Below are 11,045 nucleotides of genomic sequence, written 5' to 3'. Positions count from 1 at the left end.
GGCGGGGGCGGGGGCGGCTCCTCGCCGTCGGGGTACAGCTCCGCGCCGAGCTGCTCCGCGAGCTGCGGCCAGCGCGACGGGCAGAGGCTCTGGACGGGGGTGCCCTGGGGGCAGTGCTGGGTGCCCTTGATGCCGTACAGGGTGAACAGGGGCTCCCACGTGGTGCCCTGGTCGCGGCTGCGCGCCAGCGCCCAGTCATGCAGCCACGTGGAGCCGCAGCCGTAGAGCGTCTCCCCGTCGCGCAGCACGCACGCGTTGCCGGTGGGCAGCCCGAGCTTCTGCAGGGGCCCCGTGCGCGGTCCGCGGAAGAAGTAGTTGAGGGTGCCCACCCAGACGGTGGAGCCATCGGCGGACAGGTCCATGTTGATGAACTGGTCGTCCAGCTCGTACACCTGCACCAGCGTGCGGCCGCCGTCGTCGCTGCGCATCAGGTACGTGTAGCCCTGCGCCAGCACGCGCACCCACACCGTGTCCGCGGAGACGGGGTCCGCCACCGTCACCACCAGCTCGTACGGCCGTAGCAGGGCGGGCAGCGGGTGCTCGATTTCCGCCCACGTGTCGCCCGCGTCCTCGCTGCGGAAGAAGAGCAGCTTGCCTTCGTCTCCCTCGCCGGAGGCATAGATGCGCCGCGGGTCCGCCGGGGACACGCGCACCGCGAAGAGCTTGAGGCCCTTGCGCATGAGCGAGGTGGGCTCCCACGTCTCGCCGCCGTCACCGGAGCGGTACACGCCGTTGGCGATGTTCGTCTTGTGGGTGCTCGCGTAGAGGATGCGGTCGTCCGTGGGGTGGGCGGCGACGGCCGACACCCACGTGTCCTTGAAGTACGGGTGCGTGTTCCACGAGCAGCCCCCGTCGGGCGAGCGCAGCAGCGCGCTGCCGGTGGCGGCCATGATGTCGCCCGCCTCGCGCCACAGGAATTCGCTCGGTCTCCAGCCCGCGTAGCCCATGGCCTCCGGGCATATCCACCGCCACGTCTGCCCGCTGTCGCGCGAAATCACCGCGCCGAAGGTGGCGCCCACGAAGAAGTCCTCGGGGTGGCCGCGGCGCATCGCGACGTTGGAGGTTTCCGGCAGGCCCGCATGGGCGTGCGCGGTCGCCCCGGAGCCCAGGGCCAGCAGGGTGAGGATTCTCCAGGAGACGGCGGTACGAGGCTTCATCCAGAGGACTCCGGGGAACGGGGCCGGCCCGGCTCGCACGATAACGCTCCACGCCGTCAGGCATAGCGGCCCCCCGGCGGATGGCGGGCGATGGGGGCGTGCTCCCCCGCTCGTCCACCGGAGGAGCGGAGGCGGGAGGCGGACACCCCGCCAAGGTTGTCCAGCCATCAGAAGGCCCGAGGGAACGGGGGCCCCTGTCGGCCGGGGCGGATGTGGGCCTCTCGCGGGGCTCGCCTCGCTCCGCCCGGTCTGCTACGGACGCGAGGAGACTCGGCACGGGCTGCCCCCGGGGGACCCGTGGGTGTCCTGGGGGAGAGCACGACATGGCGGGGTCCACCGTGGAGCCGAAGCGCATCGACGACGGCACGGCGCGGGGCGACGTGCCCGCCGCGGGTGGCACCCGTTCCGTCTGGGAGGCGGTGATGCAGGGAAGTGTGGAGGTGGCCGTCCGGGCCTACGAGAGCCTGGCGGCACCGCAGCGGGAGCGCGTGCTGGAGGAGTCCTCCGGCGTGCCCGCGCAGACGCGCTCCACGCTGGTGGAGGTGCTGCGGCGGGCGCGGGACTTCGCGGGCGCGGCGCGCCTGCTGGAAGCGGACGGGGCGTACGCCATCGCGGCGCCCCTGCACGAGCAATCCGGGGCGCTGCGCCACGCGGCGGAGACGTGGCTGCGCGCCGGGGAGCGGGCGCGGGCGGCGGCGGCCTTCGAGCGCGCGGGGCTGATGGAGCGGGCGCTGGAGCTGTACCAGGCGCTGGACGCCCGCGAGTCCATGGCCCAGTGCCTCACGCGCCTGCAGCGGCCCCTGGAGGCGGCGGCGGTGTACCGCGAGCTGGGCAACGCGCACGCGGAGCTGGAGTGCCTGCGCGCGGTGCCACCCGGGCACCCCCGGCGGCGCGAGGCGGTGCTGCGGATGAGTACGCTGCTGGACGCGCTGGGCGACTCGTGGCGGGCGCTGGTGCTGCTGACGGACGCCATGCAGGAGTCGCCCGCGGCGCGCGAGAATGGCGCGCTCCAGGCGGAGCACGCGCGGCTGTTGCGGCACCTGGGGCTGGACGCGGGCGTGGCGGAGCCGGAGCGCGCGCCGCCCCCGGTGGATGGCTACGAGTACCTCAAGGCCATTCCCATCTTCGGCGAGCTGTCCATGGCGGACATGAAGGACCTGTTCCGGATGGCGCAGCAGGTGCTCATCCCCGAGGGCACCACGGTGCTGGAGAAGGGCGCTCGGGGCACGGGGCTGCTGGTGCTGCTGGACGGGACGGTGGACGTGTACAGCGGCCCGGGGCCGGACGCGCGGCTGCTCAACACGCTGGGGCCGGGGGCCTTCCTCGGCGAAATCTCGCTCATCCTGGATGGGCCCACGTCCGCGCACGTGCGGGCGCGCACGCCGGTGCGGGCGCTGCGGGTGACCCGCGCGGACTTCCAGCACTTCCTGGAGACGCACGAGGCCGCCGCGCTGCGCATCTTCCGGCTCTTCACGGAGAATCTCGCCGAGCGCGTGCGCGCGCTGAGCGCGTAGGATGGGTGCCCTCATGGTGCGCACGCGTGGCGCGAGCAGGGAGCGGGCCGTCCAGCTCGCCAGCGAGGGAAAGCTGGAGGAAGCGCTGGCGGAGTACCAGGGCGTGGCGAAGACCGCGCCGGACGACGCGGAGGTCCGCCAGAAGGTGGCCGAGCTGCACGAGTGGCTGGGCCACCCGGCCGAGGCCTCCACCGCGTACGAGGGCGCCGCGCTGGCGTGGATGAAGGCGGACCAGCCGCTGCGCGCGGTGGCCGCGTGTGTCGCCCTGTCCCGGCTGGGCACGCCCCCGGCCACACGCGCGCGCACCGCGCGGCTGCTGGCGGAGCGCTTCGCCCTGGCGCCGGGCGCGTCCCCCACGCCCGCCCTCCAGGGCACGGCGGGGCCGGTGCCGCCGCAAGACGCGCCGGGCGCGCTGCCCATCTTCTCGTGGCTGGACCCCGACGCCTTCGTCGCGCTGCTGGAGGCGCTGGAGATGCGCGCCTTCTTCCCGGGGCAGGTGGTGGTGGAGGAGGGCACGCCGGGCGCGTCCATGTTCGCCATGGTGGAGGGCCGCGCGGACGTGGTGCGCACGCTGGAGGGCGGCGAGCGCAGGAGCGTGGCCACCGTGGGGCCGGGGGACTTCTTCGGCGAGCTGGCGCTCGTGTCCGAGGGGCTCCGGCTGGCCACCGTGACTGTCACCGAGCGCAGCGTGCTGCTGGAGCTGACGCGCGAGCGCCTGGGGGCCGCCGCCGCGAAGCACCCGCAGGTGGCGGGCGCGGTGGACGCCTTCTACCGGCGGCGCATGGTGGAGAACCTGCTGCGCAGCAACCCGCTGCTCAGCAAGCTGACGCCGGAGCAGAAGGCCGCCGTGTCCCGCGACTTCCAGCTGCGCACCGTGACGAAGAACGAGGCGCTCTTGAAGCAGGGCCAGCCCGGAGACGCCTTCTACGTGGTGCTGCGCGGGCGGTGCACGCCCTGGCTGGAGCAGCCCAACGGGCGCCGCGTGGCGCTGGCGGAGCTGCGCGAGGGCGACGTCTTCGGCGAAATCTCGCTGCTCTTGGACAAGCCCGTCTCCGCCACCGTGCGCGCGGACGTGGACGGCGTGGTGCTGCGCCTGGAGCGCGCCGCCTTCGAGAAGCACCTGCTCAGCCAGCCGGGCCTCAAGGGCATGTTGATGCGCATGGGCACCGAGCGCCTGCAGCGCACCGCCCAGGTGCTGGCCTCCGGCCGCGTGCTGCACGACGGCGACCTGCGCGTCTGAAGGAAGTCCCCTTCGCGGAAACGACGACGCCCGGGCCCCCATGCGGGAGACCCGGGCGTCCAGGACTTCACCGGACGAAAGCCGGTGGCTACATGGAGTAGCCGAGCGTCAGGCCGAACACGTGGGCGGTGCCGTTGTACGTGCCGGGCATGCCCACCGCGGTGCTCTCCTTGTCGGACAGCGACACGAACTGGTAGCCCGCGTCCGCGCGCAGCACGCCGAAGTTGTAGCCCACGCCCGCCGTGACGGCGAGGCGGTCCGCGTCCGGCAGGTCCGGCGTCAGCGTGTCATCCGGGCTCGGGGACGGGTCGAGGACGAGGCCCGCGCGCACCTGCAGGGCCTCCGTCACGCCGTACTCGGCGCCCAGGTGGAAGTTCCACGTCGCCTTCCAGCGCTTCGGCAGCGGGTTGTTGAGCGACGGGTTGTCCGGGAACTGAATCGCCAGCTCCTTGAAGTCGGACCAGTCCACCAGGTTGGCGTCGAAGGCCACCGTCAGCCGCTCCAGCGGCGTGACGGCGATGCCCGCCGCGATGGACTGCGGCAGGGTGACGTCGCCCTCCACGCGGGTGTCCGGCAGCCGGCTCTGGAACTCCGCGGGGATGTTCTGGAAGTCCGCGTTGCCCTCGAAGCCGAGCTTCATGGTGCTGCGGTAGTGCACGCCCACCGTGACGAGCTTGGGCACCACCACGCCCTGCACGCCGGCGTTGAAGCCGACGCCCCAGGCGCTGGCGCCCATGTGGACGTTGCCCTCGCTCTCCACGAAGTCCAGGCCGCGCTTGAGCTCCAGCGTGCCCCGGCCGATGTTCAGGCCGGCGCCCACCCGGATGCGCTCGTGCACCTGGTACGCCACCGTGGGGTTGATGTTGTAGATGGCCATGGCCGACTCGCGGGCGCGGAAGCGGCCCGTGAAGTCATCCACCCAGCGGCTGCGCGCGCCGAAGGGCGTGTAGACGCCCAGGCCCACCGCCAGCTTGTCCATGACGCGGTACGTGGCGAACACGTGCGGCGGCGGGGACAGCGTCGTCTTCTGGCCCTGCTCCGTCCCACCCACCGGCGTGAACTTGAGGCTGGGCAGGATGCCGGTGTCGCCCACCGTCACGTCCAGCTTCTTGTCACCGAGGATGTTCGCGGCGTTGTAGTAGATGGCCGACGAGTCCGTCAGCCACGCCGCCGTCGCGTTGCCCATGCCCGTGGAGCGGGCGCTCTGGGTGTTGATTTGAAAACCCGCGGCCTGGGACGTCCCGGCGGCGAGCAGCGCTACCACGGAGAGTGTCTTCTTCATGGTCGTGTCTCCTCTGGCGGGGTGTGATTACGGCGCGGGGGCGGTGCCCGTCTGGAGGAAGCTCGCGACCTGGCCCTGGGACGTGTCGCGCGCCATCTTCAGCAGGCCGATGAGCTGCGCCTGACCCGGGTCGTTCTCGTCGAGCTCGGGGATGACGAGCCCGAAGGAGGCGTGGTGGATGCCCGCCCGCATGTTCGCGGGGAAGGCGTTCAGGAAGTCGAAGGTGAGCCTGTACGACTGCACCGTGCGCCGGCCGGGGAGGTTGGCGGCGGTGATGAGCTGCTGCGTCACCGGGTCGGGGATGACGTCGTCGTCCTTGACGTACTGGATGAACGCCTCACGCCCCGCCGGAGCCGACGGCGCGGTCACCAGGTACTGGGCGTAGTTGCGCGCGTCGGCCGGGTCCAGGATGGTGCGCGCCAGGGTGATGAACTCGTCATAGGCCGGGGTGCCCGGCGCGCGACGCACGCTCTTCAGCAGGTCGTTGAAGCCGGTCCGGTAACGCACGAAGGTGGGGTTGGAGGACGTCAGCAGCACGTCCACCAGGCCGCCGCCCGCGGCGTTGAGCGCCACGCGGCGCATCTTGTTGGACACGGAGGCGGAGAGGGGGCCCTGGAGGCCGCCGAGGCTCTGGCCCACGTAGTCCACCTGGGCGCCGTTGAGGCGGCCCGCGCCGGCCGCCTGGAGCCGCGCGTTGATGCTGGCGGTGCCCAGCGCGCGCGAGAACTGCGCGAAGTCCACCACGTGGTGGCGGAAGTTGTCGCGCGTGGCGAACAGGTTGGTGAGGTTGAGGAAGTTCCACCCGGAGATGTAGGGCGCCTGGCCGGGGGCGGGGCGCTTGAAGTCACCGCCCTCGCACTTGCCGGTGCTCAGGCAGCGGCCCTGACCCACGAGGGTGCAGGCCTGGTCGCCGTGCAGGGCGTCCGGGTCGGTCGGGTCCGTCGGGCGCGGGTCGCACGTGGCGGCGTCGGAGGGGGCGACGCAGCGGCCGTAGGTGGGCGAGTTCAGCTCCGTGTCGCAGGTGGAGCCCTCGGTGCACGCCTCGTTCGGCGTGCGGATGACGATGTCGGGCTGGCCCGGGTTCTGGATGGTGATGGGGCTCGTGATGCCCGCGCAGCTCGTGCGCTCGCCGTGGAAGACGGTGTCCATGGCGGCCACCGCGAAGCCGCTCTTGTTGAGCGTGTTGGCGACGGTCAGCACGTTGGTGTGGTTGCCCGTCAGGCCGTGGCCGAAGACCACCACCGGGTAGCCCGTCTCGGGGGCCGCCGTGGCGGGCAGGAACAGCAGGAAGGGCAGCCGGTCGATGCGCGGCTGGGCGCGGTTGAGCACGCCGTCGCGGTCGCTCAGCAGGAACGGCGAGACGAAGGCGCCGGTGAAGACGCGGCCCACGTCATCGCTCTCCAGGTCGATGGCCTCCATCTGGCCCTTGATGCGCAGGGTCACGTCATCCAGGTACATGGGGTCCGCGGGCACCTGCTCGGGCGCCGCGTTCAGGCGCTCCAGGATGGGGCGGGTGGTCTGCGTGGTGAAGACCCACGCGAGGTTGACGTCGTTGCGCTTGATGCCCTGGAGCTGCTCGAGGGCGTCATACAGCGGCTTCATGCCCAGGCGGGCCTGCTCGAGCTGCTGCGCGAGCGGGTCCGGCAGCACGGACACCTGGCTCTTGCCGTTGGCGAACAGCGGGTGCGGGCTGCGCAGCAGCACCTGCGAGGCGGTGGGCTCCACCGGGCGGTCCAGCCGGTCCCTCAGGCCCTTCTTGATGACGACGGCGTACGAGGTGGCCTCGTCCAGCGGCACGTTGGGGACAATCTGCAGCTGGGGCAGCGTCTGCGTGGTGCCGTCCTCGGCCACGCTGGACATGCAGTTGAAGCACAGCCGGACGTTCGGCCGGGCCTGCAGGTTCTTCAGGTTGATGAAGAGGACGTTGTCACCCAGCTTCACGTCCTCGTGGTTGAACGCGGCGTCGATGAAGCCCTTGCTCGGGCTGTTCTCCGAGATGATGGGCGCCGTGGTGGACCAGCCGTCCAGGCTGTTGAGGCCACCGATGAGCTGCACCTCCAGCGGGGAGGCGCCGGGGCCGGGCTCCGGCAGGTTCAGGTGCGCCGGCGTCTGGCCCTGGGCGGGCACGCGCAGCAGGTCGTTGGGGAAGGGAACCGTGCTGGTGGTCAGGTCGAAGGTGACCTCCGGCCGGTTCATGATGGTGAAGGTCCAGGCCAGCACGATGTCCTCGCGCTGGATGCTGAACTTCCGGGCGGCCTCGTCGAGGACGGGCGCGTAGTTGCGGCGCAGCTGCTCGAGCTGCAGCGCGATGGCCGTCTGCTGCGCGAGGCGGCGGGCGGGGTCCGTCTCCGTGGCGGGGATGATTTCGGTGGCCGCGCGGCAGTTGGGCGCCGTCAGGTCCTCGCAGGTGACCAGCGGCTCCTGCGAGCTGGCGAAGGCCCAGGTCGACGAGCCGACGATGGGCTTGCCGCTGGTGGACTTGATGCCCTTCTCACCGCCGACGAGCACCACCGCGTAGCGGCCGCCCTTGGGCCAGCCCGAGGGCGCCAGCACGTTCACCCGGTCGGTGTCCGCGTGGTAGCCGATGACGACGTCCCGCGGCACCGGGCGCGACAGCGGCGTGCCCGCGTACAGGTCGAGGATCTTCACCGTCTCGTCGTTGACCGTGGTGGGGTCCGCGTCCTTGACGGTGGTGCTCGCGGAGACGGACGTGGGGAAGCCGTCGAGCGTGTTGAGGTACTCGCGCGTGAAGTACTTCTCCGCCTCGGGGGCGGTCTCCGCGACGGGCGCGTTGACCAGGCCGTTGCGCATGGCCAGGTCGTTGGGCGTGGGGACGACGGCGGGCGCCGCCGCGGGGTCGAACTCAGCGACCACCAGGTCTACAGCGGGGGGCGGCGGATCCTGCGCGATGTCCGGGTCACATGCCGACGCACCCAGGGCAAGCGCCCCGAGGAACAACACCTTTCTCATGGGTACAACCCCCTCCGCGTCCAAAGTCGGACTGCTGGAAAGATGGACTGCTCGAAACGATTCAGTCCCGTGGCGTACCACGTCCCTCGGTTGCCAGGAAGACAGGCGACTTGACGCGTCGTGTCAGCCCCGCACGGGCGTGCGGGAGGGTGAGACGGGGCGTCGCTGGTTCGCTGCACACGGCCCGCGGGGCGGATACGTTGCGGGCATGAATCGACTGCTGAGTGTGCTGGTGGTGACCGCGGCGGTGGTGGCGCACGCGGAGGAGGCCGGAGGGCTGAGCTGGACGGCCCCGGCGGAGTGGGCGGCGCAGGGCGCGCGGCCCATGCGCGCGGCGACGTACAAGATTCCCGCGGCCAAGGGTGACGCGGAGGGCGGCGAGCTGGCCGTCTTCTACTTCGGCCAGGGCCAGGGCGGGGCGGTGGACGCCAACGTGAAGCGCTGGGTGGGCCAGTTCCAGACGGCGGACGGCAAGCCGGCGGACAAGGCCGCGAAGACGAAGACGGAGAAGCTCAACGGCCTGCCCCTCACGACGGTGGACGTGAAGGGCACGTACGTGGGCGGTGGGCCGATGATGGGCCCGTCCACGCCGAAGCCGGGCTACCGGCTGCTGGGCGCCATCGTCGAGGGGCCCGAGGGCGCCGTCTTCTTCAAGCTGACGGCGCCGGAGAAGACGGCGGCGGCCGCGGAGAAGCCCTTCCGCAAGCTGCTGGAGTCGGTGAAGAAGAAGTAACCCGGTAGCAGGAGCTACTTCGTCCCCTTCGCGGGCTTCACGGCGTTCTTCCCCGCGGTGGAGCCCGCGAGCGCCTTCCTCACGGCGGCCGCGTTGCGCTGGGCGGGGAGGTCCGGCATGAGCAGCACCTCGATGCGCCGGTTGCGCGCGCGGCCCTGCGGGGTGGCGTTGGGGGAGATGGGGCGCATCTCGCCGTAGCCGGCGGCCACCAGCCGGCGCGCGGGCACGCCGCCCTTCTCCTGGAGGAAGCGCACCACGTTCACCGCGCGCGCCACGGACAGCTCCCAGTTGGTGGGGAAGGTGCCCTGCAGCTTCTGCGACGGCGGCGAGTCATCCGTGTGGCCGGACACCTGGATGTGCTTGTCCTCCACCTTGGAGAGCACGCCGCCCAGGCGCGTGAGCACCTCCTGGCCGCGCGTGCTGATGCTCGCGTCGCCGGAGTCGAAGAGCACCTTGTCCACCAGGTCCACCTGGATGCGGCCCGCGTCCTGCGACAGGCGGATGGCGCCGTTGGCGATTTCCGCCTTCATCTTGTCCTGCAGGTCGTCATAGGTGGCCTTGAGCTTCGCCAGCTCCGCCTCCTGCTCCTGCACCGTCTGGCTGAGCTGCTCCTTCTCCGTGCTCAGCTGCTCCTTCTCGGTGGACAGCTTCGCGCGCTCGGCCTCGGCGGCGGCCAGCTTCTCCTCGAGCTGCTTGCGCGCGGCCTCCGCGTCCCGGGCGCGGTTGGCGGCCTCCTCCGCCGCCTGACGCGACTGCTCGGCCAGGGCCTGCGCCTGCTGCGAGCCGCGGTTGGCGAGGAACAGCACGCCGCCGGCCAGCAGCACCACCAGCGCCGTCACCAACCAGGGTACCCAGGACCGACCCTGCTGCTCCTGCCGTCCGTGCTCCCGGGGGGACTCCGTCATGTCGTGGCCTCTTGAGAAGATGGAATGAAGTCAGGGCACGGTAGCGAGGGCGGGTGGGTGCGCCTCAAGGTGCCTCGGGTGCGCCGAGGTGTCTGGTAGTTCAACCTTGCAGCCGGAGCGAACGGGGTCGGCAAGGGGCTTGCTAGGGATGTCTCACGGAAGGCGCCTGGCGCCAGGCTCTTGGAGGCCATCCGTGACGACGTGCCGCAGTGCCCAGCTTCAGACTCTCGTTTCCCGCGCGGTGACGCTGTTCCCCGAGGACACGGTCCTCGCCGCACTCCAGGTGATGCACCGCCATGGTGTGCACGTGCTCCCCGTGGTGGACGGCCACGATGGAGAGCTGCTGGGAGAGGTGACGGAGGGCGAGCTGCAGCGGCTGTCCGGGTGCGCGCCGCTGGCCCGGCTGGCTGAAATTCTGACCGTCAAGGCGGTCACGACGACGGAAGAAACGACCGCTGTTCCGTACGAGGCGCTGGTGTCCGCGGCCCCGCGGGCCTGGCTGCACTGAAGCCGCGCGCGGCGTGTCACGGAGCGCGGGGCGCTCCCCGGTAGCGGGACAGCTCCGCGTCGAGCCGTGAGTCGTAGGCCGCCGCGAGTTCTCTCAGCGCCCGCTCGCAATCACCGGTGTATGCGGGCCCGTGCATGAGGCCGAGCGTGCGCGGGCGCGGGGCGGCCAGGGCGCGAATCATCGGTCCCGCGGGGCGACTTCGGTGACGCGGGTCTCCATCACGCTCCCTCGGGCGCCACGCCCGCCACGCGGCGGATGGCCGCGGCGATGTCCTCGGGCACCTCCTCCTGGAGGAAGTGTCCCGCCTGCGTCTCCGTGACGCGCGCGTGGGGCAGCGCCTCGCGGTGCCGCTTCAGCGCGCGTCCGAGAATCGGGTCCCTCAGTCCCCACACCAGCTCCGCGGGGCCCTCGAAGCCACGCACCCACGCGTCGCCCTCCGCCAGCTCCGCCACGGTGGGGTGTCCCTCGCGGTTGGGCACCATGCGCGCCAGCGCGAGCGGCGCCGCCCGGTCCACCACGTGCCGCAGCGGCCACGCGTACGCCCGCGCCACGTCGCCGGAGATGCTCCGCGCGTCTCCTTGCGTCCGCCCCAGCACCGGCACCGGGAAGTTGAGCAGGCGGAACGCCACGTCGCTCACCGCCGGCAGGTGCGAGAAGCGGTGGAACGCCGTGGTCTTGAACGCGCGCGGCGTCAGCACCGACGTGTTCAGCAGCACCAGCCCCGTCACCCGCCCTC

General features: G+C 71.8%; 10 protein-coding genes. 4 read left to right on the top strand and 6 right to left on the bottom strand.

Features of this window, described 5'->3' with window-relative positions; all coding sequences use genetic code 11:
- A partial coding sequence (locus tag HG543_RS45985) for a WD40/YVTN/BNR-like repeat-containing protein (RefSeq protein ID WP_169351316.1) occupies positions 1-1,157 on the bottom strand: 1,157 nt, incomplete at its 3' end.
- A gap of 323 nt (positions 1,158-1,480) precedes the next feature.
- Here HG543_RS45985 and HG543_RS45980 point away from each other — a divergent pair.
- Positions 1,481-2,671: a cyclic nucleotide-binding domain-containing protein gene (locus HG543_RS45980; protein WP_169351315.1), complete on the top strand. Its 1,191-nt coding sequence runs from the start codon at positions 1,481-1,483 to the stop codon at positions 2,669-2,671.
- A gap of 13 nt (positions 2,672-2,684) precedes the next feature.
- Positions 2,685-3,911 (top strand): cyclic nucleotide-binding domain-containing protein, encoded by a 1,227-nt coding sequence (locus tag HG543_RS45975; RefSeq protein ID WP_169351314.1) that lies wholly within the window; start codon positions 2,685-2,687, stop codon positions 3,909-3,911.
- A gap of 88 nt (positions 3,912-3,999) precedes the next feature.
- Here the strand turns inward: HG543_RS45975 and HG543_RS45970 are convergent, their stop codons facing one another.
- Both HG543_RS45970 and HG543_RS45965 read right to left on the bottom strand, forming a co-directional pair.
- Positions 4,000-5,193, bottom strand: a complete 1,194-nt coding sequence (locus HG543_RS45970) for an OmpP1/FadL family transporter (RefSeq protein WP_169351313.1) — start codon at positions 5,191-5,193, stop codon at positions 4,000-4,002.
- A 27-nt stretch (positions 5,194-5,220) separates the two neighbouring features.
- Positions 5,221-8,163 (bottom strand): alpha/beta hydrolase family protein, encoded by a 2,943-nt coding sequence (locus tag HG543_RS45965; RefSeq protein ID WP_171818376.1) that lies wholly within the window; start codon positions 8,161-8,163, stop codon positions 5,221-5,223.
- Positions 8,164-8,371: 208 nt separating this feature from the next.
- Here HG543_RS45965 and HG543_RS45960 point away from each other — a divergent pair, with 208 nt between their 5' ends.
- Positions 8,372-8,896, top strand: coding sequence for a hypothetical protein (locus HG543_RS45960; RefSeq protein ID WP_211194617.1), 525 nt, complete (start codon positions 8,372-8,374; stop codon positions 8,894-8,896).
- A 14-nt stretch (positions 8,897-8,910) separates the two neighbouring features.
- Here HG543_RS45960 and HG543_RS45955 read toward each other — a convergent pair whose 3' ends face one another.
- Positions 8,911-9,801 carry an OmpA/MotB family protein gene (locus HG543_RS45955; RefSeq protein WP_169351311.1) on the bottom strand — a complete coding sequence of 297 codons (891 nt, stop codon included), beginning with the start codon at positions 9,799-9,801 and terminating at the stop codon, positions 8,911-8,913.
- A gap of 193 nt (positions 9,802-9,994) precedes the next feature.
- On the opposite strand from HG543_RS45955, the gene HG543_RS45950 reads away from it, so the two are divergent.
- The gene (locus HG543_RS45950; RefSeq protein WP_343073602.1) at positions 9,995-10,309 is read left to right on the top strand and encodes a CBS domain-containing protein; all 315 of its coding nucleotides are present in this window, start codon (positions 9,995-9,997) and stop codon (positions 10,307-10,309) included.
- Positions 10,310-10,325: 16 nt separating this feature from the next.
- Here the strand turns inward: HG543_RS45950 and HG543_RS45945 are convergent, their stop codons facing one another.
- A complete protein-coding gene (locus HG543_RS45945) occupies positions 10,326-10,490 on the bottom strand; it encodes a hypothetical protein (RefSeq protein ID WP_211194616.1) in 165 nt (54 codons plus the stop codon).
- Between the two features lie 37 nt (positions 10,491-10,527).
- Positions 10,528-11,045: alpha/beta hydrolase family protein (locus tag HG543_RS45940; RefSeq protein WP_500690511.1), on the bottom strand; the 518-nt coding region annotated here is incomplete at its 5' end.

The sequence above is a fragment of the Pyxidicoccus fallax genome (assembly GCF_012933655.1).
Taxonomy (GTDB): domain Bacteria; phylum Myxococcota; class Myxococcia; order Myxococcales; family Myxococcaceae; genus Myxococcus; species Myxococcus fallax.
Note: the sequence above shows the minus strand (reverse complement) of the source record. Positions and strands in the feature narration are given on the sequence as shown.

What these genes read in the sequence shown, in the direction of transcription:
- HG543_RS45980 (WP_169351315.1), top strand. Translation starts at nt 1,481, where the DNA reads ATGGCGGGGTCCACCGTGGAGCCGAAGCGCATCGACGACGGCACGGCG.
- HG543_RS45975 (WP_169351314.1), top strand. Translation starts at nt 2,685, where the DNA reads ATGGTGCGCACGCGTGGCGCGAGCAGGGAGCGGGCCGTCCAGCTCGCC.
- HG543_RS45970 (WP_169351313.1), bottom strand. Translation starts at nt 5,193, where the DNA reads ATGAAGAAGACACTCTCCGTGGTAGCGCTGCTCGCCGCCGGGACGTCC.
- HG543_RS45965 (WP_171818376.1), bottom strand. Translation starts at nt 8,163, where the DNA reads ATGAGAAAGGTGTTGTTCCTCGGGGCGCTTGCCCTGGGTGCGTCGGCA.
- HG543_RS45960 (WP_211194617.1), top strand. Translation starts at nt 8,372, where the DNA reads ATGAATCGACTGCTGAGTGTGCTGGTGGTGACCGCGGCGGTGGTGGCG.
- HG543_RS45955 (WP_169351311.1), bottom strand. Translation starts at nt 9,801, where the DNA reads ATGACGGAGTCCCCCCGGGAGCACGGACGGCAGGAGCAGCAGGGTCGG.
- HG543_RS45945 (WP_211194616.1), bottom strand. Translation starts at nt 10,490, where the DNA reads ATGATTCGCGCCCTGGCCGCCCCGCGCCCGCGCACGCTCGGCCTCATG.